At 64.3% G+C, this 26038-nt stretch carries 18 protein-coding genes; 9 read left to right on the top strand and 9 right to left on the bottom strand.

What is annotated here, in order from left to right; translation table 11 throughout:
* Positions 1-19: 19 nt before the first annotated feature.
* From ACX80Q_RS10085 to ACX80Q_RS10095, 3 genes are all read right to left on the bottom strand, one after another.
* Entirely contained in the window at positions 20-871 is an 852-nt protein-coding gene (locus tag ACX80Q_RS10085) for a DUF4097 family beta strand repeat-containing protein (protein WP_459330398.1), read from the bottom strand.
* An 88-nt stretch (positions 872-959) separates the two neighbouring features.
* The gene (locus ACX80Q_RS10090; RefSeq protein ID WP_459330399.1) at positions 960-1448 is read right to left on the bottom strand and encodes a histidine kinase; all 489 of its coding nucleotides are present in this window, start codon (positions 1446-1448) and stop codon (positions 960-962) included.
* A 233-nt stretch (positions 1449-1681) separates the two neighbouring features.
* Positions 1682-1975: a hypothetical protein gene (locus ACX80Q_RS10095; RefSeq protein ID WP_459330400.1), complete on the bottom strand. Its 294-nt coding sequence runs from the start codon at positions 1973-1975 to the stop codon at positions 1682-1684.
* A gap of 205 nt (positions 1976-2180) precedes the next feature.
* Between ACX80Q_RS10095 and ACX80Q_RS10100 the strand changes: the two genes are divergently transcribed.
* The 5 genes from ACX80Q_RS10100 (at position 2181) to ACX80Q_RS10120 (ending at position 11737) form a co-directional block, all read left to right on the top strand.
* On the top strand, positions 2181-2903 hold the full coding sequence (locus ACX80Q_RS10100; RefSeq protein ID WP_459330401.1) for a GntR family transcriptional regulator: 723 nt from the start codon (positions 2181-2183) through the stop codon (positions 2901-2903).
* 160 nt (positions 2904-3063) lie between these two features.
* On the top strand, positions 3064-5235 hold the full coding sequence (locus ACX80Q_RS10105; RefSeq protein WP_459330402.1) for an alkaline phosphatase family protein: 2172 nt from the start codon (positions 3064-3066) through the stop codon (positions 5233-5235).
* A 46-nt stretch (positions 5236-5281) separates the two neighbouring features.
* On the top strand, positions 5282-9007 hold the full coding sequence (locus ACX80Q_RS10110) for a LamG-like jellyroll fold domain-containing protein (RefSeq protein ID WP_459330403.1): 3726 nt from the start codon (positions 5282-5284) through the stop codon (positions 9005-9007).
* Positions 9008-9069: 62 nt separating this feature from the next.
* Entirely contained in the window at positions 9070-9753 is a 684-nt protein-coding gene (locus tag ACX80Q_RS10115; RefSeq protein ID WP_459330404.1) for a DUF998 domain-containing protein, read from the top strand.
* Positions 9754-9970: 217 nt separating this feature from the next.
* Positions 9971-11737 carry a BCCT family transporter gene (locus tag ACX80Q_RS10120; RefSeq protein WP_459330405.1) on the top strand — a complete coding sequence of 589 codons (1767 nt, stop codon included), beginning with the start codon at positions 9971-9973 and terminating at the stop codon, positions 11735-11737.
* Positions 11738-11740: 3 nt separating this feature from the next.
* On the opposite strand, the gene ACX80Q_RS10125 is transcribed toward ACX80Q_RS10120, so the two are convergent.
* The 5 genes from ACX80Q_RS10125 to ACX80Q_RS10145 form a co-directional block, all read right to left on the bottom strand.
* Complete coding sequence (locus ACX80Q_RS10125; protein WP_459330406.1) at positions 11741-13018, bottom strand: ion channel protein; 1278 nt, start codon at positions 13016-13018, stop codon at positions 11741-11743.
* 80 nt (positions 13019-13098) lie between these two features.
* Positions 13099-15036 (bottom strand): glycoside hydrolase family 3 C-terminal domain-containing protein, encoded by a 1938-nt coding sequence (locus ACX80Q_RS10130; protein WP_459330407.1) that lies wholly within the window; start codon positions 15034-15036, stop codon positions 13099-13101.
* Positions 14969-15325 (bottom strand): hypothetical protein, encoded by a 357-nt coding sequence (locus tag ACX80Q_RS10135; protein WP_459330408.1) that lies wholly within the window; start codon positions 15323-15325, stop codon positions 14969-14971. The genes ACX80Q_RS10130 and ACX80Q_RS10135 overlap by 68 nt, the downstream gene beginning before the upstream one ends.
* 261 nt (positions 15326-15586) lie before the next feature.
* Complete coding sequence (locus ACX80Q_RS10140; RefSeq protein WP_459330409.1) at positions 15587-16858, bottom strand: MFS transporter; 1272 nt, start codon at positions 16856-16858, stop codon at positions 15587-15589.
* Positions 16859-17313: 455 nt separating this feature from the next.
* A complete protein-coding gene (locus ACX80Q_RS10145; protein ID WP_459330410.1) occupies positions 17314-17895 on the bottom strand; it encodes a TetR/AcrR family transcriptional regulator in 582 nt (193 codons plus the stop codon).
* Positions 17896-17991: 96 nt separating this feature from the next.
* Between ACX80Q_RS10145 and ACX80Q_RS10150 the strand changes: the two genes are divergently transcribed.
* Positions 17992-19350, top strand: a complete 1359-nt coding sequence (locus tag ACX80Q_RS10150; RefSeq protein ID WP_459330411.1) for a glycoside hydrolase family 3 protein — start codon at positions 17992-17994, stop codon at positions 19348-19350.
* Entirely contained in the window at positions 19347-20819 is a 1473-nt protein-coding gene (locus ACX80Q_RS10155; protein ID WP_459330412.1) for a carboxylesterase/lipase family protein, read from the top strand. The genes ACX80Q_RS10150 and ACX80Q_RS10155 overlap by 4 nt, the downstream gene beginning before the upstream one ends.
* Here the strand turns inward: ACX80Q_RS10155 and ACX80Q_RS10160 are convergent.
* Positions 20792-21988, bottom strand: coding sequence for a cation:proton antiporter (locus ACX80Q_RS10160; RefSeq protein WP_459330413.1), 1197 nt, complete (start codon positions 21986-21988; stop codon positions 20792-20794). The genes ACX80Q_RS10155 and ACX80Q_RS10160 overlap by 28 nt on opposite strands.
* Before the next feature lie 371 nt (positions 21989-22359).
* Here ACX80Q_RS10160 and ACX80Q_RS10165 point away from each other — a divergent pair, with 371 nt between their 5' ends.
* Both ACX80Q_RS10165 and ppsA read left to right on the top strand, forming a co-directional pair.
* Positions 22360-23175: a pyruvate, water dikinase regulatory protein gene (locus tag ACX80Q_RS10165; RefSeq protein ID WP_459330414.1), complete on the top strand. Its 816-nt coding sequence runs from the start codon at positions 22360-22362 to the stop codon at positions 23173-23175.
* Between the two features lie 141 nt (positions 23176-23316).
* Positions 23317-25701 (top strand): phosphoenolpyruvate synthase, encoded by a 2385-nt coding sequence (ppsA, locus tag ACX80Q_RS10170; RefSeq protein WP_459330415.1) that lies wholly within the window; start codon positions 23317-23319, stop codon positions 25699-25701.
* Positions 25702-26038: the final 337 nt, after the last annotated feature.

The raw sequence follows: 26038 nt of genomic DNA on the forward strand, positions 1-26038 counted from the left end.
TTGCGCTCCGTGCCCACCGCTAGGGGGCGCGTTGGATGGTGATGTCGCCGTACTGGGTGCGCGCACGTACCGCCACGCTTTGTTCGGCGGCGGCCGGTGCGTTCTCGCCGTCGAGCTGGTTGCGCACGTGTCCCTCCTTGGCGGACAGGTCCAGCCAGGCGGGGATGCCAGCCAGGACGCCGATGCTGACCTGCCCGTAGCCGCTCTCCACCTCGATGGAGCCGGCCGAGACTTCCCCCAGCGAGATGGTGCCGTAGGCGGTCTTGGCGGCGACCGAGCCGCGTGCCCTGGTGATTTCCAGGTCGCCGTAGGAGAGTTTTGCGTCCAGACCGCCGCCGGACTCGCCAACGAAGATGGAGCCATGGGAGGCCTTGAGGATGGCGTCCCCGGAGACGGCGCCGATCCGTATCTGGCCGTGGTCCGCCGTGATCTCCGCGCCTCCCTCGACGGCGCCCACCCGTGCCGTCCCGTGGCCGGCCCGCAACCAGAGGTCGGCAGTGGTGTCGACTTCCACCGAACCCGTTGACGCCTTGATCCGGGTGGCGCCCAGGCGGCCCGAGGTCCGCACCGTGCCCACGGCGAGTTCTGCGGTGAGCCGGGAGCCTGTTGGGAGTTCGACTTTCACATCCACCGAGTCAAAGGGGCCCGGGCCGATCCAGCTCAGGCGCGGCCGCGGGCCGGTGATGGTGATCCGCTGGCCATCGAAGTCCACCTTGGTGTCCTCGGCGCCCCGCCGGTCAACATTCTTCGACGGGTTGGTGGCTGTCACGGTCACCACTGTGTCCGTGCGGTCGCTGGCGAAGACCTCTAGCAAGCCAACCTGGACGTTGATGGCGAGGTCTATGGGTGTGGGGGTGTTGTACGTGGGCATGGCGGATCCTCCTGCGATTTTTGGGTGTGTTTGGCCGGCCCCGCGGGTTCGCGTGGCTGCTGTGTGGTTTCTTGTGTGGGCCGGTTGGCTAGCGTGCCCAGCCGGCGAAGTTGTCGCCTGTGCGCAGGGTCTTCTGCGTGATGCGCCGCTGTTTGGGTTGCAAGGCTGCCGCAATAGCGCGGACCAGCCAGGTGTTCACCGAGGTGCCGTCGGCCGCGGCGGCCTCGTCCACCCGCACCTTGAGGGCGTCGGGCAGGCGCAGGGTGGTGCGGGAGGTGCTGGCGTCCTCGAGGTCGACGGGCGCGGCGGCTGTTTCGTCGTCCTCCGATTCGGCGCTGGGCGCGGACACGACGAATTCGACGTCGCGCCCGCGCAGCCGCAAGTCAACCGAGCCGGGGGCCATGTCGCGGGTTATTTCGCCAACGGCTGCCGAGAGGGCATCGAGCAGCACCAGCCGGGTTGCGGCATCAAGGCCTGCGGCCAGGCGTTCGGCGGCGGCACGGGTTTCCGCCGAGCCGTGGTCTGCGGCGTCCAGCAATTGGCGCTGCAGCTCGTTTACGTAATGTCCAAGTTCCATGACACCAGCATGACACCACAGTGGTGTCACGTCAAGAGTTTGTGGTGTCACATATTCATTGGCGGCGGATAACACCGGAAAGGTGTTCCCTTTTACCGCTGGAAAAGAGTGCGTCGACGGCACTGTTTTTCAACAAGGAAGCACCTCTCTTTGCCTATCCATCCCCTGGATCCGACACCCTCGTGCAAGCCCAGGGCTAAGCAAACTCCCTTGCCCTGAACTGATTCCGGGGGCTACGCTCCGGACCGGCTGAGTTTGCGGGCCAGAAGCCTGCGAGCTCCATATCGTGCTGCAACAGGCACCGCTGCGAGCGATACACAGCGGAGCCAGAGCGGGCCGATGATGGCCGGATCCACCAAGATGAAAGCGCAGCAGACAGCGTCAAACAGAAGGGTGAAGGTCACTCCGGCCTCTGTGGTGTCAGGCTTCTTTCCTGTCTCTGTCTCGTGAAACCCTCCCAGCACAAAACCGATGAGTGCCGCTGCCATGACCAGTCCGATGACTGCCAGGAAGGTCATGAATCCCATAGGTCTAGCCGCCTGTTGGCTAGCGATTGCTTGCCTTCGAAAATCCGCGCCACACCGGAGACTGCTGAAAGCGGGTGGCTGCCTGGCCAGGTGGCCGCACCCGTGCAGAGGGCGTTGTTTGAGAAGATGGAGCCATGAAGAATATGAGCAGTGGCCGGCACACGGATGCTCCCGCCACTGGCCGGCCTGGCTGGAACCGCAACCAGTGACTACTGGGTACGCCGCGATCGCAGGCAAACTGCGACAGCGCATCGAGGCGGGGGAGTTCGCCGTGGGTGCCCGCTTGCCCAGCGAAGCAGCGCTCGCGGCGGAGTATGGTGTCACTCGCAGCCTGGTGCGCCGGGCGATGGCCCAGCTTGCGCGCCAGGCTCAGGTTCGCTCGAGTCCGCGCGGCGGTTGGTTCGTTCAGGCGAGCCACCAGACTCAGGGCTTCGATTCAATGCAGTCATTCGCACAGTGGGCGCAGGCGGGCGGCCGGATGCCGGGCGGAAAAGTGGTCTCCCGCGACTTTCTGCCTGCGAGCGCCAGCGAAGCCCAGCTGCTGGGTGTGGGGCTTGGCGAGCCGCTGTTGCGCGTCACGCGGTTGCGCACCCTGGACGGTGCGCCGGTCATGGTGGAGCGTTCCACGTGGGCGCCCTGGGTGGCTCCGCTGATGAACAGTCTCCCGGACGACGCCGTCTCCACCACGGCAGCTCTCGCTGACGCAGGCATTCTGATAGCAGTGGGGAACCACCGGATTGAGGTGGCTGCCGCGTCGAAGCAGGACTCCGAGCTGTTGCTTGTGCGGCGCGCCAGCCCGCTGCTGCAGGTCGGCCGGCTCACCTCATCCGGCGATGGGCGGGTTGTTGAGCTGGGGGAGGACCGTTACCGCGCCGGGGTGATTGCCTTCGACGTCAACGCGGGGGCGAGTACGCGCTCGGCGGTGTGAGGGGCGGGCGCACCATAAGTGGGCCCAGTGCGCACAGTGGGCCCACGGATTTTCCGCCACACGGCGGAAGGGCCCTGCTGGACGCTTTTTGTTCACCTGCGGTTCGTTTGGGGCTGGTTCTCTACTTGAGGCCCAGCCCCCACCCGAACTAAGGAAGCCAATGTCCAGCGAGCCCAAAGACTTCACCCCCGACCCCTACGAACGCACCGAGAGCATCCCTGCGGAGGTCCTCCGCTCCGGGCTCTCCCGCCGCGGCATGCTCAAGGCGCTCGGGCTCCTCGGTGGGGTGGGGACGCTGAGCGGCGCCGCGGGTGCTGCGTGGGCGGGGCCGCTGCAGGCCAAGGGTGCACGGCCGGCCCAGTACTCCCTCCCTGAGGGGTTCAAGGGCGACATCACGGACATCAAGCACGTGGTGGTGTTTGTTCAGGAGAACCGCTCATTTGACCACTACTTTGGCGCGCTGCCGGGTGTCCGCGGTTTCAACGACAAGCAGTCGCTGACGTTCCAAAACGGCAAGGACGTGTTCTCGCAGCCCAACGGCTCCTCCTTTGTGAAGCCCAAGCGGGTCACCACAGTGGCTGGCACCACCACGGGCCTTGACCACACCTACTCCGGCGGACTGAAGGCATGGTCGAACGGCACGTACAGCAACTGGATCGGGGCCAAGGGTGCCGCCACCATGCAGTACGTCACGGGTGAGGAAATCCCCTGGCAGTGGTCGCTCGCCAGCGCCTACACCATTTGCGATGCCTGGCACTGTTCCGTCATTGGCCCCACCACACCCAACCGCCTCTACCACTGGACGGGAACCTCCAAGGGGGTTACCGGCAACGGCGGCGAATCCAACGGTACCCGTGCATGGGAGACTTACCCCGAGGTGCTGCAGAACGCCGGAGTCTCCTGGCGCATCTACGTTGACAACTCCAACAACGGCAGCAGCTGGGTGGGTGACTACACCGACAATCCCATCCGCGGCTTCTCAGCCTTTACGACGTCGGGCAGTACAGCAACCGATGCCGCCAACAGGGCCAGTGCCGAGAAAAATGCCCCCGGCACGGGCCTGATCTGGCGGGCGGGATCCAGCCCTTACAAGGCAAGCGGCGCACCCAACAATGACAGCGACGCCAACCTCAACGCCGTCCTGAAGGACTTCATCGCCGCCTGTAAGCCGGATGCCGAGCACCCGCTGCCGCAGGTCTCCTGGATTGTGGCCCCCTACAGCTGGTCCGAACACCCCTCGGCGAACCCGGAGCACGGCGCACACTTCAGCAACCGTGTCATCAGCACGCTGCAGAGCAACCCGGAGCTGTGGAAGAACACCCTGCTCATCATGACCTTCGATGAGAACGACGGCTACTTTGACCACGTGCTGCCGCCCTTCGCCGAGCCCGGCACACCGGGGGAGTACTCCGGAAGCACACCGCTGGGCTATGGCCCCCGCGTGCCCGCCATCCTGGTCTCACCCTGGACCCGTGGCGGCTGGGTCAGCGGCGAAACCTTCGACCACACCTCCATCATCCAGTTCCTGGAAACCTGGACCACAGCCATCGGCACACCGGCACGCAGCACCACTATCACGCCGTGGCGCCGCGCCATCAGTGGGGACCTGACCAGCTCCATGGACTTTGCCAATCCGGTCTTTGACACCCCGTCGCTACCGGACACGGAGGCCCTGGTGCAGATTGCCCGGGCTGGCGGCACCATCGGCACCCAGGTGCCCGAGGCTGACAAATGGGACGGCGGAACGCTGCGCCACCGCCCGCTGTCTTTCCACCCGCACGGCACCTTCGCCGAGGACAGGGAAACCGGCACCGTCGCGGCCAAGCTCTCCCTGGCGGGCGGCCCGGACGGGAAGGCAGTGAGCCTGCAGGCGTTCCCGGACAAGTACGCCACCTTCGCCAACACCCCGCACACCGTCTCGGCAGCAACACCAGCCACCTACGAGTGGGACGCGGCGGCGTTTGACGGCAAGTATGCCTTCAGCGTCTACGGCCCCGACGGCTTTGTGCGCTCGCATGCCGGAACCGTTGTCCCCGCCGGCCAGAACAACGCAGCCGTTCCGCGCGTCGACGTGGCGCTGGTGGCCGGGACCGCTGGCAAGGAACCGATGGTTAAGATCACCTTGCGCAACGACGGACTGCAGCCCGTGCGCTACATGCTCAACGCCAACGACTACCTGGGTGGCACGCGCAGCGTCTGGGTCCACCCCGGTGCCAGCCAATCCATCGATTGGCCCACCTCCGAGGGGTACTACGACGTGGTCCTCACGGCGGAAACCGGCACCGGCTGGCGGCACCGCTATGCCGGCCGTGTGGCCCAGATTTCAGCCTAAGCACCAGCCCCCTTTGTTGACCCACCTCGCCAGTAAAGAGAAGCCCATGGCCGCTAAGCCTCGCAGCAAAACCACCGTCCCGCGCACCCGCATGCGCCGCCTCCTAGCCGCTGGAACCACTGCGGTGATCGCCTTTGCCAGTGTTGCGGCTCTGGGCTACACGGCATCTGCCGCCCCCGCTTGGGATCCGGCGGATGCCCTCAAGCCCGTGGCGTCCTACACGTTCGACGCCGATTCCGGAACCACAGTGGCCGACTCCTCCGGCAGCGGCAACAACGCACTCTGGAAGGGCACCCCGGCCTATGTGGCAGGGGTGACCGGACAGGCGGCGTCCGTCAGCGGCGGGGCCAACTATGTGAAGCTGCCGCTCGTGGCCGGGCAGACGGACGCCGGTGGAAGCTTTTCCTACGAATTTTGGATGTCGGAGAGCAGCCGGACCAGCTACGGCCCGCTGGTGAGCAACCAGGACTTCAAAGCCTGCAACAACAAGGGGCTGACCCTGTACAACCAGACCACCCCGGGTGTGCTCGACGCCTGCTGGGGCCAGACCTCCGGCGGAACCAAGCAGTACGTGAAAGGATTCTCCGGCAACCTCCTCAACGCCTGGCATCACGTAGCCGTGGTGGTGGACCGCACCGCCAACACGGCGGTCTTCTATGTTGACGGCGTCCAGAAGGGAAGCTCGCCCGCCGGATCCATCACGGCGTCGACGGCGTTCAACAGCGGACTGGCGTTCAACGTGGGCGGCCTGAGCGGCAGCGAGAACGACACCGCCGACGGCTACAGCAACGCCTCCATTGACAACTTCAACTTCTTCAACGCAGCCATTCCGGCCGCCCAGGTGGCCGCGGACTACACGGCCAGCAAGCCGACCACCGTCAACTACACAGTCACCTTTAACGGCAACGGATCCGACGGCGGCACCACCGCGCCGCAGGGCCTGACCGCCGGTCAGCAGGTGGCACTGACCCGCAACGGCTACACCCGCGCAGGGTACAAGTTCATGGGCTGGTCCACCAGGGTCGCCGGCGCCGTGGAGTACACGGACGGGCAAACTGTCAGCGACCTGTCCACGTCCCCCGGGGCAACGGTTGCCCTGTACGCCGTCTGGAATCGCTACCGCACCGCCGGGGACACCGTGGCACCCATCGTCTCCTACGATTTCACCGCAGACTCCGGCGCCGCCATCGAGGACAGCTCGGGTAACAACAACTCGGGCACCTGGTCCGGGACAGCGGGGTACGCAACAGGTGTCAGCGGCAACGGCGCCTACGTCAATTCGCCCAGCGGCAGCAACAAGGGCGTGAACTTCTTCAAGCTGCCATTGATTGCCGGTCAGACCGATGCCTCCTCGAGCTTCTCATACGTCTTCTGGCTCAATGAGGCGGCAACCAGCTCGGGCTCGCCCATCGTGTCCAACCAGGACTTCGCCCACTGCTACAACAAGGGCACCACGCTGTACAACACCGCGGGAAGCCCGGGCATACTGCGTGCCTGTTTTGGGCAGAACGGCACCTCCACCTCACAGAACTACCTGGCCAACGTCAGTACCAGTTCGGTGATCGGCGCGTGGCATCAGGTGGCAGTGGTGGCTGACAGGACGGCGGGAACCATGACCACGTACCTTGATGGCCAGCAGACCGTGCAGAGCACCACGCTGACCAGCACGTTCAACCTCAAGAGCGGATTTCCCTTCACCGTGGGCGCCGAGGGCTCGGGCACGGACACCCTGGACGGCTTTGTCAACGCCACCATTGACAACTTTGATTTCTACAACGCGCCCGTCAGTGCGGCCCAGATTCAAAACCAGTACGCAGCGGCAAAAGCCGGCATGGGAACCACCAACAATGGCTCCACCCTGGAGCCGGGCTTTGTGAGCAGCCTCTTCCGCGCACCCCAGGTGCGGGCAGGCGGGGCCGTCTCACAGACCGTTTCCGGCTTGTGGAATGGCAAGGCTGTCACCTCTTACACCAAGGTTGCCGGCGATGACTGGCTCAGGGTTGCCGCCGATGGAACCGTCACAGGAACCGCCCCGGCGCAGGCACAGCAGGATCCTGCCACCATCACTGTGCAGGCGTCCGACGGCGCCACCACCTCGGCGATCACCGTCCAGATTGAGGTCATCGGCGCCCAGGACGCACCACAGCTCGCCACAGCCACCTGGAACCTGTGGGATGCCGGGGCGCACGTGAACGATTCCACCTTCAAAAACCTGGCCGTGATTGCTAAGAACGGCCTGGACGTGATCGGTGTCCAGCAGGACGGCGGCACCGGAGCGGCCCAGTTGGCAGCGGCGCTCGGCTGGCATGCTGTGGAAGGCGACGGCGGCACAGGCATCGTCTCGGCCTACCCCCTGGATGCCGGCGCAGCTGCACTGGCGGCCGGCAAGGTACCGGCCGTCGGGGCCACCGCCCATGTCCTCGGCCAGGATGTGAAGGTCTGGAGTGCAGGGCTGAGCAACGCCGGCTATGGGCCCGAATCGGCGTGTCAGGGCGGCATCACCGACCCGGATGCATTGGTCGCCGCAGAGCAGGGCACGGACCGTTTCGCCCAAGCGCAGCACCTGGCCGCCGCAGTGGTCCAGGACGTTCCCCAGGCCGGCACCACTCCGGTGGTTGTGCTGGCCGATCTCCAGTCCCCGTCCGCTGCCGACTGGACGGCGGCCACCTCGGCTGCGCACTGCGGGGTGGGACCCGTTGCCTGGCCCGTCCCGGCGCAACTGGCGGCTGCGGGCCTGCAGGACTCGTTCCGAGTGGCCAATCCGGATGCGGCCAAGGCGCCGGGCAACACCTGGTCCCCGATCGTGACCACCAACCCGTCCACGGGCACGCCGGAACCCCAGGACCGGATCGACTACATCCACTTCGCCGGTGACTCGCTCAAGGTGCTCGGCTCCAATACGCTAGTTGCCGGCTGGCCCTCCGCCAAGAACATCCCCGGGAACAGCTGGACCAGCAACCACCGCGCAGTGGTGTCAACCTTCAGCCTCGGAAAACCCGTGCCGCCCAAGCCGGCACCCACGGTGTCCGTCACCAAGAGCAACATCGCCCTGCAACTTGGCTCAACACCCACGCCGGGAGACCTCCTGACCCTGGTGGGAGCCTCCTCGAGCACCGAAGGTGCAACCCTCAGCGCGGACACCAGTGCACTGGACTTCACCAAGACCGGAAGCTACCCGGTGCAGCTGACGGCCACCGACCCTGCCACCGGCCAGGTGTCACAGCCGGTGGGCATTGTGGTGAAGATTGTGCCCGTCCTGACCGTCACCTTGGCCCACCCGGCGGCCGCCCTGACACTCGCCAGCGGGCAAGTGCTCACCGCGGCTGATGTTGAAACAGCCGCGCAACCCTCACTCAACCGGCCGGGATCCCTGACGATCGACCTCACCACCGTGGTCCAGGGCCTCAGTGGCAGCTATCCAGTGAGCGTGACAGGCACCGACGACGACGGCTTCACCGCCACGGCGGCGGCAACGCTGGCCATCACGGTTATGCCGCTGGTCACCGAATCGCCGAGCGCCTCACCCAGTGCCTCTGCCAGTGCGACGCCGAGCGCAACCGCCACGGCGACGCCGAGCGCAACGCCGACGGCGGGCACGACTGCACGGCCGTCACCGACAGCCACACCCAGCGCGGAACGTCACGGGGATGGCCTGGCCAGCACGGGCTCTGATGCCGGGCTGCGCCTCACCGTGGCGGCACTGTTCCTGCTGCTGGGAGCCCTGGCGCTCACGGCGCGCCTGATGCTCATTCGGCGCAGGGCGTCCCACTGAGTTGCCGGTCCCGGCGGGCCACAAGCCGCCGGGACCCGCCCTGGTGTGGAAAACTTGGAGTCATGACGCCGCAGACCCACGATAAAACCCGAGAACGGTGTGCCACCGCAGCCATGGCTGGTGTGGGCGTGTACGTCCTCGTTGATGTGGTGCTGCAATGTCTGCCCCCGCACTACAGCGTGATCAGCGACGCCGAAAGCAACCTGGCGGTAGGTCCTTTTGGGTGGATCATGAACTTGAATTTTCTTGGCCGGGCCGTCACCACCGGGTGTGTCATCGCCGCCATCAACCGAACCGGTCCGACCTCCGGGCCCCGGCGGACGGGGGTGGCCCTCTTGGCAGCCGGTGGCCTGTGCTCGGCTGCGCTGGCGTTCTTTCCCACCGACATTGATGCCGGATCCGGCCTGGCTGTGGCGACGACGGTGGGTGCAGTCCATCTCTACGTTGCCAGCGCTGGATTCCTGGCCGCGCTGGCGGGTACCCTCCTGCTGACCCGCTGGATCCGCTGCGTCCCGGAGCTGGCAAGGGCCCATCGGCCCGCATTTGCACTCGCGACAATTGCCGCCGTCGGGCTCGCCTCGCTGGTTCTTGCCGCCTCCCTCCGCCCGGATGTGCTGGGTCTTGCAGAGCGGATCTGCCTCGCCGGAATACTAGGCTGGGTGTTGGTGGTGGGCAGGGCCATCAGGCGGTTGCCACGGCGAAGCAAAACGGTTTCCATCGGGGCGGGGATCAGGGCTGCGCTGTAATTTTCGGGTTGGTCCAAGACATTTTCCTGGACCAGAGGGGTCCTTCGCGACCCTTGGGCGGCGATTCATGCCACGGAGCTGGGCCGTCAATAGCGCGATGGGCACCTCACTTTTTGTCCATCGTCAGGCACAGCAAGTGCATGAACGTGGTGTATCGCTCCTTCCATAGTTGCCCAATGCCCGGCTTTTCCGCCGACTAAGCGCCTATGCTGAGGAAATGTCAATGACAAAAGCCAAACCACCGGTCCATCGCTGGGTATTCTGGCCAGCGGCCTTGATAGTCCTTGTGTTCGCATCGTTTGCCATGATTGCCCCCGACACCGCCGAGGCCCTGTTTTCCGGGATCCAAGGCACCATTGTGGGGTACTTCAACTGGTATTACGTGCTGCTGGCCACCGCCCTGGTGATTTTTTGCTTGTGGCTGGGCTTCGGCAAGTTCGGCGACATCAAGCTGGGCAAGGACGACGACGAACCCGAGTTCTCGCTCGGCTCCTGGTTCTCGCTGCTCTTCGCCGCAGGCATGGGCATCGGCCTGGTGTTCTACGGTGTCAGCGAACCGCTGAGCCACTTTGCCTCACCGAAGCCCGGCACCACGGGCACACCCGGCGAGCTGGCCCAACAAGCCCTGTCACAGACTTTCCTGCATTGGGGCGTCCACGCCTGGTCCATCTACGTAGTGATCGGCCTGGCCCTGGCCTACGCCATCCACCGGCGAGGCCGGCCCGTATCGATCCGTTGGACGCTGGAGCCGCTGCTGGGGAAGAGGGTGCGCGGCGGGCTCGGCAACCTGATTGACGTCATCGCCCTGGTGGGCACCATCTTCGGCGTGGCCACCTCGCTGGGGCTTGGTGTGTTGCAGATCAGTGCTGGCCTGGAAAGCGCCGGGCTGATCGAATCCTCCATGTTCATTGATCTGGTCATTATTGTGGTGATCACCTGCTTTGTGCTGTTCTCGGTGCTTTCGGGTGTGGGCAAGGGCATGAAGTGGCTCTCCAACACCAACCTAATCCTGGCCGGCATCATGGTGGTCTTCCTGCTGGTGGTGGGCCCCACCCAGTTCCTGCTGCGCACCTTTGTACAGTCCACCGGCAACTACCTGCAGGATTTTGTGGGCATGGCCTTCAACGTCAGCGCCTTCTCCGGTGCCGAGGGTGAGGCCTGGCAGTCCACCTGGACCACGTTCTACTGGGGCTGGTGGATCTCCTGGGCCCCGTTTGTGGGCATCTTCATTGCCCGGATCTCCAAGGGCCGCACAGTACGCCAATTCGTGGCAGGGGTCATCCTGGTGCCCACCCTGGTCACCCTGCTGTGGTTCAGTGTGTTGGGTGGAACAGCCCTCTACTCCGAGCTCTCCGGCAAGGGCGGACTGGTGGGCCCTGACGGAACGGTTGATACTGCCGGCGCGCTGTTTGCCACGCTGGCACAACTTCCTGCGGGCTCGGTGCTCACCATTGGGGCGATCATCATGATTGTCATCTTCTTCGTGACCTCCGCCGATTCAGGCGCCCTGGTCATGGGCATGATCGCCAGCGGTGGAGATGTGGAACCCAAGAACTGGATCCGCATCTTCTTCACCTTGGCCACGTCCCTGCTGGCCAGTGCACTGCTGCTCTCCGGCGGCCTGGAAGCACTCAAGACAGCGGCAATCATCATCGCCCTGCCCTTTAGTTTCGTCTTGATCCTGATTTGTTGGTCAACCTACCGGGCGTTTTCCCGCGAGGCCCGCGCCTACGACAAAGCCAAGCGGCTGGCCTTCGTGGACCACATTGGTGACTTCTATGGATTGGAGGTGGAGGTCCCCAACCAGGACTCGCCGCTGCTGAATTTGCGGGCCCTGACGGCAAGGCTGCGCAGGGGGCTTCCGCCGGAGAAGCGCCAGCGCATCGATCCGTTCGGCCACCACGACCCCGCCGGAACCCCATCAGCCGGAACCCCGACGGCCGGAACCCCGACGGCGGATGAGCCCGCCAAGCCGGACCAATAGCGGCTACACCTTGGCGGAGCGCCCGCCGGGTGCGTGGGCAATCATTTCAGGTGCCCTGGCCACCAGCAACCACACGGGCAGGACGGCAAAGCAAAGCACCGGCAGGATCCGTACGTCGCCGGAAACCACCACGGCGATGAAGATGGCAATCCAGCCATCCCGTGACACGGCCAGGACCATGCCCAGGACCCCGGCGGCGAGGCCCAGGCCCAGCGGAATGCCTGGGACTAGGGCGTGGCACAGCAGTCCAACGGCCACCCCAATGAACACCGCAGGGAAGATGCGCCCGCCACGGAAGCCGGCGGCAGCGGCAATCAACAGTGCCGCCAGCTTCACGCCCACGATGCCCGCGAGCTGCCACGGCGTGAATGTCCCGGCCTGCTCCACCAGCTCAACCATTTGGGTGCTGCCCTTGAAAAGCGTCAGGGGCCCACCCAGTGCCCCCAATGCACCGAGAAGCATGCCGCCTAGTGTTGTGAAGAGCAGGGGCCTCTTCAAGGTCCGGAAAGCAGTGTGTAGCGGTTGGAACACTGCCGAGCCCAGCAGGCCCACCAAGGCTGCAACGCAGGCCACGGCCACAGCGGCGGGCAGCAGCTGTAGCAACGGGGCGTCGGTGAGTGGCAGGGCGGGTGCCCGGAGCTGCTCTCCGCCAAGAAAAGCCAGGGTCATGGAGGCCGTGCTGGCCGAGAGTAGGGGCAGAAAAAGCCTGTCCCACAACAGGCCTCCGGTTTTGGCTGCCGCAACCACCCCTGTCAGCACTAGGATCGCAGCCACCGGGGTGCCAAACAGTGCGCCAATGGTTCCGGCTGCGGACACCATCACCACCAATTCGATGCCGATCTGTGGCCACAGCCTGTTGATCACAGCCACCATGATGGCTGTGTTGATGGCAATGATTGCCGATTCCGGGCCCAGGCTCACACCGCCTGCCAGACCCAGGATGGTGACAAGCGCCATCCCCGGCACGGCGGCGATGCCCATGGGTGGGCCAATGAGTTCAACTGTTGCCGAGTCGGTGCCGCCGTGGCCGGGGACCAGAGTGACGGCCAGGCCAATGGCACAGCCGATGCTGCTGAGAACGGCAAAAATCCACCAGCCCGAATCGGGGGAGACATTCACCGCATGGGGCAGTTGCAACCACAAGAATTCCTGAACCACGTGGGCGGCCTCGTCCACCAGAAACAGGCACAGGGCGCAAACCACACCAACAATGATTGCCGGGACCGAGAACCGCACCAGGGTCCGGACGGAAGGGGCCTCGTTTTCGGTGTTGGTGTTCACCGTCCACATGCTACCCGAACGGCCCCGCCGGTCGGGCAGCATGCCGGCCATGGCTCCCATCAGGACGGGAAAGTGTTGCGTCAGTCCTTGTCTGCGTTCGCAGCGGCGAGCAGCTGCTCCAACTGCTCCGGCTCAACCCCCGATCCCGGGAACCCCATCATGCGCCCAATGGGTGCCGAGGCCAGCATCTTCAGCACGGATGGATCGGACATCATGCCGGCATTGCTGCCGCCGCCCATGGCGGCTGTAATGATGGGGCCTGCCACCGGGTGTGCCAGTACCTCGCCAATACTGGAATCGACAGTCAGCGGCACCCGGATCGGCTCTCCTGCAACGGCAACGGACAACGTTGCGCGAATGTCGCGGCTGGATGCGCCAACCTCAACCGTGTAGCTGCCGCTTTCAACAGTCCACGCCGAAACTCTGGTATCCCAATACGCCAGATCCTCACGGCGGACCCGCAAATGAATCTGTTGGCTCGCACCGGCGGCAAGGCGCACTTTGGCGAAGTCCTTGAGCTCGCGCGGCGCGCGGGAAACCGCAGATTCCGCCAGGCCCGTGTACACCTGGACCACTTCGGCACCAGCGAAACCGCCGGAGTTGGTGACCGTCAGCGTCACTGTGATGCCGGCGTCGTCGGCCACGGCACTCGCTTCCGAGTAGTCAAACGTTGTGTAGGAGAGCCCGTGACCAAAGGGGAAGGTGACGGCCATTTCGCGGGCGTCGTACCAGCGGTAGCCCACTAGGAGGCCCTCGCCGTAGCGGACATGACCGTGCTCGCCCGGGAAGTTCCCGTACGATGCCGTGTCCGCCAGCCGAACCGGGATGGTCTCGGCCAGGCGGCCGGAGGGATTGACCACTCCGTACAGCACCTGGGCCATGGCCCCGCCGCCGGCTTGGCCCAGCAACCAGCCCTCCACAATGGCGGGGACCCGGTCGGCAAAGGCTGATAAGCGGACTACTCCGCCGTTGGACAGGATCACTACGGTGCGCGGGTTGGCCGCCACCACGGCATCGAGCAGCTCGAGTTGGTCTGTGGGCAGTTCAAGGTCCGCACGGTCAAAGCCCTCGGACTCCTGCGAGGCGGGAACGCCCAGGAACAGCAGCACTGTTTCGGCAGCCTGCGCGGCGGCCACGGCTTCGCCCACCTGCTGGGCAGTGCTGGAGCCGTCCTCGCCGTAGCCGGGCGCGAAGGGAATCTCTGCGCTGCTCAGGGCACGGATCTCAGCCAGTGCGTTTTCCAGTTTGGTGGGGTTGATCTGTGAGCTGCCGGCGCCTTGGTAGCGGGGGTTCTGGGCCACATGGCCAATCACGGCCACCTTGGCAGCCAAGGCGAGCGGCAGCACGCCGTCGTTCTTCAAGAGGACAATACTGGCCGCGGCAGCCTCCCGCGCCAGGGTGTTGTGCGCCTCGACGTCGTATGTGGCGGTTGCGTCCGCGCCAGCAACGGCCTTCGCCACCAGCTCCGCCACCCGCGCAGCGGCAGTGTGAAGCACGGCAGCATCCAAAGTGCCGGCTTTCACGGCTGCCACCAGTTCAGCGTCAGTGCGGCCGCTGCTGGAGGGCATCTCCAGGTCAAGGCCCGCCTGCAGGGAGGCAACGCGGTCCACCACAGCACCCCAGTCTGAGACCACCAGGCCCGTGAAGCCCCATTCGTTGCGCAGCACGGAGGTCAGCAGCCAGGGATCCTGGGAGGCATAGACGCCGTTGATCCGGTTGTAGGAGCACATGACGGTCCACGGCTGCGCGTTCTGCACTACATGCTGGAAGCCGCGCAGGTAAATCTCCCGCAGGGGGCGCTCGTCAATGTCGGCCGAGACTCGCATGCGGTCGGTTTCCTGGTTGTTGGCGGCGAAGTGTTTCAGCGAGCCGCCAATCCCTTGGGACTGCAGGCCGTTGACTAGTGCCGCGCCCAGCACCCCTGAGAGCAGCGGGTCCTCGGACAGGTACTCAAAGTTGCGCCCGCACAGGGGGGGAGCGTTTGATGTTGACGCCCGGGCCAAGAAGTACGCCAACACCTTCGGCGCGTGCTTCCTCGCCTAAGGCGACGCCCACACGGGTGAGGAGTTCGGCGTCGAAACTGGAACCCAGGGCCACGGCCGGCGGGAAGCACGTGGCGGGAACGCTGCCGGCCAGGCCCAAATGGTCCGATGCTGCGTCCTGCTTGCGAACGCCGTGCGGGCCGTCGGTGAGCATGATGGAGGGGACCCCGGGGGCGTCCTTGGTGGTCCAGAAGTCGGCGCCACTGGTCAGGCCCGCCTTCTGCTCGAGGGTGAGGGTCGCAATGATTTCTTCAGGGGTGGTCATGATGCTCCAATTTCGGTGGTGGTCAGAGATGAGTTTTTTGGGGATGATATTCCGGCGCAGGGGCTTCCCGCGGTCCCGCTCCAGCAGGGCCGGTCCACCAGGTTCTTGGTCAGCTGCGCAACCATGGTGGAGGCCACCAGGGCACCCGGCCCCTGGCCGAGCTGCTGGAAGAACATGGGCAGGAGCGCTGTTTCCGGCCCGGGGCCCGAGCCCGCCAGGCGGTGGGTGTCCGGTGTCGTCCGTGCTGGGTGGAGGAAGCCATCAGCGCACCGCCTTGATGAACCAGACGGCGAAGGCGCCCAGGATGGACAGCGCAATGCCGATCGGGAACAGTGCCACGTAGCCGCCAAAGGTGAGGATCGCGAAACTCGCCACGCCCGGGGCGAGCGTCTGCGGCAGGGTCGCTGCAATGTTCACCACGCCCAAATCCTTGGCAAAGGAGTCGGCGGAGGGCAGCACCTCACTCATGAGCGCCTGATCCACGGCCTGGAACGCGCCGAAACCCAAGCCCGAGATGACAGTGAACAGCAGCCAGCCGGTGAACGTGGGCATGACCATGGGGATGATCATGGCCAAGCCAACCAGCACCGAGGAGATGAAGACGAAGATTTTGCGGCGCCCGATCTTATCTGACAACGGGCCGGCGATGAGGGTTGCGGTGAGGATGCCGGCGAGGCCGGCCAAGCCGAACAGCGGGATGGTCGCCGCGGCGCCCTTGCCCAGGCCGATGTAGTCCGCCAGGATGTACAGCTGGTACCCCGTGACGGCGAAGTAGCCGGTGTAGAGCAGCAGGCGTCCGGTGAACGCCCAGAAGAAATCGGGGTGGGCAACCGGATTCACCCAGAAGGTCTTCAGGAACACCGTGGCGGAGAACGGCCCGCGCTCCATGGTCTTGCTTGAGTGGTCGGGGTTGAAGACCACGAACAGCGTGATCACCACTACAGCCAGGCCGGCAAAGAACATGTAGCCGAACGGGATGTTTGCGGCGAACATGGAGCCAACGATCTGGCCGCCGATTGCACCAAGCATCATGCCCAGGCCGGCAAGGGCGGAGAACGTGCCGCGGGCTGCGCGGGGCACCTTGTCCGGCAGGATGGCGCTCAGCGGCCCCTGCGTGAAGTTGTAGGCGATCTGCACCATGACCCAGGCAATGCCGATCTGCAGAAGCGAGTTGGCCATGGCCATGCCGATGAGTGCCAGGCCGCCCACCAGGGTGCCGGCAACCATCAGCTGGGCGCGCCGCCCGAACCTCGAGCGGGTGCGGTCGGAGATGAGCCTCGCAATGGGTTGGGCCAGCATGGCGGCAAAGGAGCTGATCGTGGAGACCAGGCCCAGGTTGGCGATCTTGTTGGCCGGGTCGACGCCCTCGATCTGCAGCGGCAGCAGAATGCCGGGAACCGCGCCCCAAATGATGAAAATACTGATGTTCGCCGGAATGATCCAGCCCAAAAGCCGTTTGATGCTGCCCTTGACGAGCGGCGGGGGATCCGCCAGGCCGTGCAGGGTGGCGGTGTTTTGAGACGTTATAGCCATGTCGATGGTCCTCTTCACGGGGGCTCGTCATTGAGCCATCTGCGAATACCGTACAGCGCTCGGTTTCAAAGCGCAAGGGTTTCCGCCCATGACGTTCGACGGCGGAGATGGTTCAGTTCTGCGTGAAAACCGGGCCCGGCTTGGCCCCGTGAACTTATGCGTAGAACCCACCCTGGGTTCAACGCATAGGTGTTTGTGCGTGAAACCCACGGTGAGTTCAGCGCATAATTTTCCGAAGGATCGGGTGCCGGGCCAAGGCGCTCAGGGGAAACGCGAACTGACCCGGCGCCGTACCGAAGGTGAGCTGAGCGATGACTAGCGAAACGCCGTCGTCCTTGTCAACGGCCCTCTTCGCGGGGGGCTCGTCATGGAGCCGTATATGAATACCGGGCCCGGCTTGGCCCCGTGAAATTATGTGTGAAACCCACTGTGGGTTCAACGCATAATTTCCCGAATCAGGCGCGGGTCAATGCTTCCCAAAGCTGGGCGAGCTGCCCGGCCATGTCCACGGCGCCGTCCAGCAGCCAGTGGCTCTGGAGGCCGTCGCTGGCTGCCATCAGGAGCAGGGCGATGGAATCCGCGTCAAGGGTCGCCGGCAGTTGGCCAGCCTCCTGCTGCTCCCTGATGGCGCCGGAAACAATCTGGCGAAAGTAGGCGGAGCGCTCCTGGAAGTAGCCGTGGGCGGGGTGGCTGGCCTCGGAAGCCTCGGCGGAAAACTGCGTGTATAGGTGGACCAGTCCGGGGACGTCCGCGTTGTGCCGGACAACGTTGAGGATGCCTTGGATGACGTCGGTCTGGTTGGCCTCACTCCCGTAGGTGGCCATGTCCACGTCGTCGCGCTTGCGCAGCACCTCGATGAAGAGGTCCTCCTTGGTGCCAAAGTAGTGCAGCAGCCCGGTCTGGCTCAGGCCAACAGCGGCAGCCAATTCACGCAGGGAGGTTTTGCGGTAGCCCCGCTCGGCAATCACCCGCAGGGCGGTGGTCAAGATTTCATCGCGTTTGGCGATGCCTTTTGCGTAGGATCCTCGTGCAGCCATGCAGCCAGCTTAGGGCACATCGAAGTGGGTCAAATCCCTTGACCACCAAAACAGAGCTAGGTACTGTTTTTATCAATCCACTACAAGGGAGTACGTGTGAACACCGTTGATCCGCAGGGCCAGTCGATCGACAAGCGATTCCGGGACGCCTCACTACCGCTTGCTGAGCGGGTGGAGTTCCTGCTGGACCAAATGACGCTTGAGGAAAAGGCCGGACTGTTCTTCCCCACCATGGTCATGCCGGGTGAAAATGGGAGCCTTGATGTGAAAAACGCACCCTTCGAGCTGCCGCACGCCAGGGACTTGCTGCTCACCAAGGGCATGACGCACGTCAATGTGCTTGGCTCCGCACCGTCGGGGCAGGACCTTGCCGCCTGGCACAATTCGCTTCAGGAACTGGCGGCCAGCACCCGTCTGGGGATTCCCGTCACGCTGTCAACGGACCCGCGCCACCACTTTTCCATGAATCCGGGCACCTCCATGCTGGCCGGGCCGTTCTCGCAGAGGCCGGAAACCCTGGGATTCGCAGCCCTGAGCGATGAAGACACCGTTGAGACGTTTGCCGACATCGCCCGCCAGGAGAATGCCGAACTCACGGGCAAGCACTTCCCGGGCGGTGGACCCCAGTGCGACGGCGAGGATCCGCACTTTGCGCACGGCCGCGAGCAGGTCTACCCGGGCAACAACTTTGACTGCCACCTCAAGCCGTTTGAGGCCGCGTTCCGCCCCGGCACGAGCCAGCTCATGCCGTACTACGGCATGCCCGTGGCCGATCGCATGGTCAAGGTGATCGAAGCCGGCGTGGACCAATTTGGTGGTGAAGACAATCCCGAGCTCCTGGTTGACCTGGTCCGCGAGGGCCGCATCGCCGAGTCGCGCCTGGATGAATCCGCCCGCCGCCTGCTGCGCGAAAAATTCGCCCTTGGCCTCTTTGATGCACCCTTTGTAGACGAGGACGCTGCCGGCCGGATTGTGGGCAACAGCGAATTCCGGGCGGCGGGGGAGGCCGCCCAGCGGGAGGCACTGACAGTTCTGCGCAACGCCGCGAACACCCTGCCCCTGAAGGGTGGGCTGAAGATTTACGTGGAAGGGTTTGCCGCGGACGACGCGGCCGGGCATCTTGGAGAGCTTCTTCCACCAGGGTTCGCTGGCGTCCCCGAGGCGGACATCGAACGGATCACTGCGCTGTGTGCCACGGTGCTCACCGTCGTGGAAGTGTATTTGGACCGCCCGGCCATCCTCACCCCGTTTGTGGCGGCGGCCGCGGCCCTCGTGGTTGACTTTGGTGCCGCCGACGGCGCTGTGCTGGACGTGCTTTTCGGCGCCGCCAAAGCCCGGGGCACACTGCCTTTTGAACTCCCCTCCACCATGACAGCCCTTGCAGGAAGCAGACCCGACATGCCCTCCGATACCGCCAATGCGCTCTTTCCCTTCGGCCACGGGATCGCGCTGTGAGCGCCGCCGATGCCCTGGTTGAGGCTTTTGCGCAGGCAAGTACGACGGCGGGACACGTCCGGGGTGCCTGGCAGAACCAGTGTGCGGTCTTCCTGGGCATGCCCTTTGCCGAGCCTCCCGTGGGCCCGTTGCGGTTTGCCGCGCCGGTGCCACACCGTCCCTGGGAAGGTGTCCGGGACGCGCTGGAGATGGGGGCAACGCCGCAGCGCGGCAACGACGGCGGGATCACACTGATCCCTGAACCGTCGGTCCCGGGCCCCTCCACTCTGAACGCTAACGTGTTCACGCCGTCGCCCGGCATTGATGCCGGACTCCCCGTGCTGGTGTACATCCATGGCGGCGGCTTCACCTCGGGTTCACCGGCCAGTACCTGGTATGACGGCACCTCCTTTGCCCGCGATGGCGCCGTCACGGTGGTGATTTCCTACCGGCTGGGATTTGAGGGCTTTGGTGCGGTGGAAGGAGCACCCAACAACCGCGGGGTTTTGGACTGGATGCTGGCCCTTGAATGGGTCCAACAGAATGTGGCTGCCTTTGGCGGTGACCCGCAGCGCGTCACGATCGCCGGGCAGTCCGCCGGAGGTGGTGCCGTGCTCACCCTGCTGGGCATCCCGAGCGCGCAGCATCTCTTCAGCGCCGTGTACTGCTCCTCCGGTGTGGCGGCAGACGTCACGGTGGAGAAGTCGCGGGGGTTTGCGGCCAAGCTGGCACAGCGCGCCGGTGTGCCACCCACCCGGGCCGGCTTTGAATCTGTGGACGAGGAAGTACTGCTGGAATTGCAGAAGAAGGCAGCGATGCCGGAAGGCCCGCCCCTGAAGGCTCTGCAGTCGCTGGCGCAGGATGGGCTGATTCTGGGTCCCGTCATGGACGGCGAACTCATCGTCCAGCCCACCATTGAGTCCATCAGGTCCGGTGTGGGTGCTGGCAAGCCGCTGGTCATTGGCGCCAACGACGACGAGTTCTCCATGATCTTCTCCGATGCGAAGAACAAGCTCAAATGGATCCCGGCCGGCTTCATGCTGGGACGGATAGGCTTGCGCGGTCCCAAACGGCGCGCCTACCTGCAAGCCAATGCGGAGGTGAAGGCTCGCGGAACGGCCGCTGTCATGGGCAGGTACCTGACCGACTCCATCTTCCGCACCTTCATCCCACAGCTTCTGGAAGCCCGCGGCGGTGCGCCCACCTGGGTGTACCGCTTCGCCTGGCGTTCCCCCGTGCACGGCTGCGCCTTTCATTGCCTGGAGGTGCCGTTCTTCTTTGACCACATCGTCAAGGACGGCGTTGCCACCATCGCCGGTGAGGACCCGCCCCAGGCCCTGGCCAACGAGTTGCACACGGCAGCCTCACGTTTCCTGGCCGGCGGTGATCCGGGTTGGCCGCGTTATGGCGCCAACGGCGCCACGAAGGTCTTCGACAACCCCAGCACTGTCATGGACAACGGCTACGCTTCGGTGGTGCCGCTGCTGTAGGGCGTCTCGCTGCGCCGGTGGATCAGTGCCAGCATGGGAAAGAGCAGGACCGAGAGCATCCCCGCGCCAATCAGGGCGGTGGCGATGCCCGACGGCAACAGGCCGCGTTCCAAGCCAATGGCTGTCACGGCAACGATGATGGGTAGCCCGGTGGCGCTGAAAAGGACCATGGCGCGCTTGTCCCGCGCCGTGGCACCAGCGGGCGCGGCCAGCAGATTGGGCAGGCCGCGGACTACCAGGAAAAGCAGCAGGAACAGGGGCACCAGTGCCAGCGTCAGCGGGTCGGACAGCAGGGCGTCCAGATCGAAGGCAACCCCCGTGTTGATGAAGAACACCGGGACAAGGAAACCGAAGGCGACGGCGTCGAGCTTGTGCTCCACCACTTCCCGGTCGTGTGGCGTGGCGCCGGATATCAGGACGCGCCAGAGGATTCCGGCGGCAAAGGCGCCGAGCAGCATGTCCAGGCCAAAGGCCATGCTCAGCCCCACCAGCAGGGCCAGGATGAGAAGCACCAGGCGGACGGCGAACTGTCCGCTGGAATGCAGCGTGGCATTGACCATGCGGTGGATGACCTTGTTTTCGCCGCGCCCGGTGAGCCAAATCGCGAGGCCGGAAATGAGCACAAAGACGAGCAGAACCACCACCGAGTGGTCAAGGCTGTGGCCGCTGAGGAACAGCGAGATCGCCAACAGCGGGCCAAATTCACCCACGGTGCCTATCGCCGTGACAGCCTTGCCAAACGGCGTCGACAGTTCCTTGGCATCGCGCAGGACTGGCAGGAGCGTGCCGAGCGCCGTCGAGGAGAGGGCCACGGCGATGAAGACGCCGGCGGCTACGGTGGGTGCAATCAGGATGCCAACCAGCAACCCGCCGGCGAGGGAGATGAGCCACGCGAGGCTGGCACGGTTGAGGGGGCGGCCCTTGATCGCGGCAAAGTTGATCTCATTGCCGGCCATGAAAAACAGCATGGCCAGGCCAAGATCGGCCAGCACCGTGACAAACTCGGTGGGTTCGGCCCAGCCCAGCAGGCTGGGGCCGATCATGATGCCCAGGGCGATCTCAAACACCACCAGCGGGACCTTGGCCACTTTTCCGACGGCGGCGGCCAGCAGGGGAGCGGCGGCGGCAACCAGCGGGATGACCATCAGGCTCAGCAAAAGACCATCCACGGGGCTTCCTCCAGTTCAAGGGATGTTGTGGCCCCAGTCTTGCAGGACGGCGGCCCCTCCGCCATGGCAGGTTTGGATACATTTGGATCTGATCCTATGAGGGGCGCCACGAACCAATGGGCAACATCATCAAAGAGGCAACGCAGGAACCATGACCGAAGATTCGCTGTGGACCGATCCGCATGATCCCTCACTCACTCCGTACCGCAAGGTGAAGACCGTTGCCGAACGGGCGGCAAGGGGACGTCATGGGGAAATCCGGGATCAACCTCGCTGACCACCATCCTGCCCGGCACGAATCATTGTGAGCATGCTCAACATCCGCCGGACGGTTAGGATGTGACAACAAGCGTCCGCTGAGGAGCGTGAATATGCCAGATTCTCTTCGCCATGTGTACTTTCTTTCCGATGGGACAGGAATCACCGCCGAAACTTTGGGCAGTACCCTGTTGACCCAGTTCCCCCATAGCCAGTTTTACCGCACCACGGTGCCGTTCATATCGACCCCGGCCAAAGCCCGGTCGGTAGTTCGCGAGATTGACCAGCTGGCCCTGCAAGGGGAACCGCCGCTGGTCTTCTCCACCGCTGTGGACAAGGGGGTCCGCAACGAATTGGCCAAATGCAACGGCATCGTGGTGGATCTCATTGGTGCGCACGTGCAGTTGCTGGAGGAGACCCTTCACACCAAAGCCAGCCATCAAGCCGGCCAAGCCCATGGCCTGGGAAACGCGTTGCGCTACCAATCGCGGATGCTGGCCGTTGAGTACGCCATGGAGCACGACGACGGCCAAAGCCTGCGTGCACTGGAAAAAGCCGAGGTCATCCTTATCGCGCCTTCGCGGTGCGGGAAGACCCCCAGCACCATGTACTTGGCTCTTCAGCATGGCGTCTATGCGGCCAACTTCCCCCTGGTGGATGAAGACTTTCCCCGTGGCACCCTGCCAGCACCCCTGCAGCCTTTTCAAGCCAAATGTTTCGGCCTGACGTCCAATCCCATGCGCTTGAGCCAGGTGCGGACCGAGCGTCGCCCCGGTTCGGAGTACGCCTCACTGCGGCAATGCGGGATCGAACTGCGCAGCGCCGAACGCATGTACATCGCCCATGACATCCCGTACCTGAATTCCGCCAGCATGTCCGTCGAGGAAATCTCAGCGGTCATCCTTGACCGCATGAAGTTGCGGCACTAGAAGCTGACGCGAACGCACGCCACCCGCCGGAGCAGGATACCCGGAATGTGATAAATCCCACGGTCAGTCCGCGCCAATCCCTGCGAGGATGGACTGACATGGCGGTCAACAGCCATCACCTGACATCAAGGAGCACTGACAATGACGACAGACATCCTCTGGTTTTCCGAGCTTGGACTCAAGGACCTGGACCGGGTTGGCGGCAAGAACGCCTCACTCGGAGAAATGGTCGCGAACCTCACCAGCGCCGGGGTTAAAGTTCCGGACGGATTTGCAACCACAGCCGATGCCTACCGGCGGTTCCTGCGCGAGACAGGTGTGGAGGAGAAGATCGCCGGAATTCTGGCCGGGTTGGACACCGATGACGTCCGGGCACTGGCCGAGGCCGGATCTGCCATCCGGCACGCCATTGTTCAGACACCGTTTCCGGTCGACCTGGAGGCGCAATTGCGCGCGGCATATGAGCAGCTCGTGGAAAAACATGGCGGATCAGCAGAGCTGTCCTGGGCGGTTCGCTCCAGTGCCACCGCAGAAGACCTGCCGGACGCTTCCTTTGCGGGGCAGCAGGAGACGTTCCTCAATGTCCGCGGCATCGAGAACATCCTGGCCGCGGTCAAGGATGTTTTCGCCTCGCTCTACAACGACCGCGCCATCGCCTACAGGGTGCACCACAGTTTCGAGCACCTGGACGTGGCCCTGTCGGCGGGCATTCAACGGATGGTTCGTTCGGACGTGGGCGCGTCCGGAGTCATGTTCACCATGGACACCGAGTCCGGCTTCCAGGGTGCGGTTTTTGTGACGTCCTCCTACGGTTTGGGGGAGGCCGTGGTCCAGGGGGCGGTTAACCCGGACGAGTTTTACGTCTACAAGGAAGGTCTCAAAGCCGGGCGCCCGGCCATCCTCAAACGCGGTTTGGGGGAGAAGGCGCTGACCATGGTCTACACGGCAAACGAAGAAGTTGGCCACACCATTGAACTGGTCGCCACCGATCCTGCGCTGCGCGGCCGCTTCAGCATTACGGACGACGACGTTCAGCAGCTGGCCAGGCATGCCCTGGCGATCGAGGAACACTATGGCCGTCCCATGGACATTGAGTGGGGCAAGGACGGCGTGGATGGTGAGCTGTACATCTTGCAGGCCCGGCCCGAAACGGTGGAGTCTCGCAAATCCGCGGGCACGTTGTCACGCTACCGGCTGGAGGGGACAGGGCCGGTGCTCGCGGAGGGCCGTGCCATCGGCCAACGCATTGGATCCGGGCCCGTCCGCATCCTGGCGTCCATCGACCAGATGGCCGAATTTAAGACAGGCGACGTACTGGTGGCGGACATGACGGATCCTGATTGGGAACCGATCATGAAGCGCGCCTCCGCCATTGTCACCAACCGCGGCGGACGAACCTGCCATGCCGCGATCATTGCCCGGGAACTGGGCATTCCGGCCGTGGTGGGCACCGGAGACGCCAGCGTGGCACTGCCCGAGGGAAGCAACGTAACAGTTTCTTGTGCCGAAGGCGAAGCCGGCTACATCTACGCCGGCTTGCTGGATTTCCGGGTGGAAGAAACCGAATTGGACAGCCTGCCGGTGGCCCCCGTAAAGGTCATGATGAATGTCGGCACCCCTGAGCAGGCGTTTACCTTCGCACAATTGCCCAACCACGGTGTGGGGCTTGCCCGGCTTGAGTTCATCATCAACCGACAGATCGGCATCCACCCCAAGGCACTTTTGAACCTGGCGGACCAGCCCGCCGAGGTTGCGGAGATCATCCACGAGCGGATTGCCGCCTACGACGGACCGCTGGACTACTACGTCAAGCGCCTGGCGGAGGGAGTTGCCACGCTCGCTGCCGCGTTCGCGCCCGAGCCGGTGATAGTGCGCATGTCCGATTTCAAGTCCAACGAGTATGCAAACCTGATCGGTGGACCGGCCTACGAACCGCACGAGGAGAACCCGATGCTCGGCTTCCGGGGCGCATCGCGCTACCTGGAACCGTCCTTTCGGGACTGCTTTGATCTGGAATGCAAGGCCCTGGCCTATGTGCGCAACGAGATGGGCCTGAGCAATGTCAAGCTCATGATCCCGTTTGTCCGGACGCTTGATGAAGGTCGCGGCGTCATCGAACTGCTGGCGGAAAACGGGCTCCGCAGGGGAGACAACGGCTTGGAAGTGGTGATGATGTGCGAGGTCCCCTCCAACGCCCTTTTGGCCGACGAGTTCCTGGAGATCTTTGACGGCTTCTCGATCGGTTCCAACGACCTGACCCAGCTGACCCTCGGCTTGGACAGGGATTCTGCCATTGTGGCGGCCAGTTTTGACGAAAGGAACGCCGCGGTCAAGAAACTGCTCAGCATGGCCATTCGGGCGTGCAAGGCAAAGGGTAAGTATGTGGGCATTTGCGGACAGGGGCCCAGCGACCACCTTGATTTTGCCCAGTGGCTCGTGGCCGAGGGAATCGATTCGATCTCACTGAATCCTGACACCGTGGTGGATACCTGGCTGCAGCTCGCCGCCATGGCGCCCGCGTCCTAGACTCCCTGACAGCGGCGGCCCTTTTCTGAAGTAGGGGCCGCCACTGTCGTGTTGGGCGTGCTGGGAGGGAGTTTCTGAAGAAGATTTTGCTGAGTTGGGGAGTGAATGGTAAGTTGGGCCCTTTTTGGCCCTAAACGGCTCTGACCCGCGGAATGAAACCGCAGGTCAGAGGCACTTTTGTGCCCCGGGCGGGAATTGAACCGGCGGCCAAGAGAGTCTCGCCACTCTCATGCCAACATCCTCCATCGACAGTCAAAAACCGCTAGTGTCCGGGGGCGCGCGGGTCAATGCGGGTCCATTGGCATGTCATTATTTGTGGTTGGTTTCTTTCAAAAAC

The organism is Arthrobacter sp. HLT1-20 (assembly GCF_054510895.1).

Excerpts from the sequence above, each read along its gene's own strand:
- ACX80Q_RS10085 (WP_459330398.1), bottom strand. The coding sequence starts at position 871 with ATGCCCACGTACAACACCCCCACACCCATAGACCTCGCCATCAACGTC.
- ACX80Q_RS10090 (WP_459330399.1), bottom strand. The coding sequence starts at position 1,448 with ATGGAACTTGGACATTACGTAAACGAGCTGCAGCGCCAATTGCTGGAC.
- ACX80Q_RS10095 (WP_459330400.1), bottom strand. The coding sequence starts at position 1,975 with ATGGGATTCATGACCTTCCTGGCAGTCATCGGACTGGTCATGGCAGCG.
- ACX80Q_RS10105 (WP_459330402.1), top strand. The coding sequence starts at position 3,064 with ATGTCCAGCGAGCCCAAAGACTTCACCCCCGACCCCTACGAACGCACC.
- ACX80Q_RS10110 (WP_459330403.1), top strand. The coding sequence starts at position 5,282 with ATGGCCGCTAAGCCTCGCAGCAAAACCACCGTCCCGCGCACCCGCATG.
- ACX80Q_RS10115 (WP_459330404.1), top strand. The coding sequence starts at position 9,070 with ATGACGCCGCAGACCCACGATAAAACCCGAGAACGGTGTGCCACCGCA.
- ACX80Q_RS10120 (WP_459330405.1), top strand. The coding sequence starts at position 9,971 with ATGTCAATGACAAAAGCCAAACCACCGGTCCATCGCTGGGTATTCTGG.
- ACX80Q_RS10135 (WP_459330408.1), bottom strand. The coding sequence starts at position 15,325 with ATGACCACCCCTGAAGAAATCATTGCGACCCTCACCCTCGAGCAGAAG.
- ACX80Q_RS10140 (WP_459330409.1), bottom strand. The coding sequence starts at position 16,858 with ATGGCTATAACGTCTCAAAACACCGCCACCCTGCACGGCCTGGCGGAT.
- ACX80Q_RS10145 (WP_459330410.1), bottom strand. The coding sequence starts at position 17,895 with ATGGCTGCACGAGGATCCTACGCAAAAGGCATCGCCAAACGCGATGAA.
- ACX80Q_RS10165 (WP_459330414.1), top strand. The coding sequence starts at position 22,360 with ATGCCAGATTCTCTTCGCCATGTGTACTTTCTTTCCGATGGGACAGGA.
- ppsA (WP_459330415.1), top strand. The coding sequence starts at position 23,317 with ATGACGACAGACATCCTCTGGTTTTCCGAGCTTGGACTCAAGGACCTG.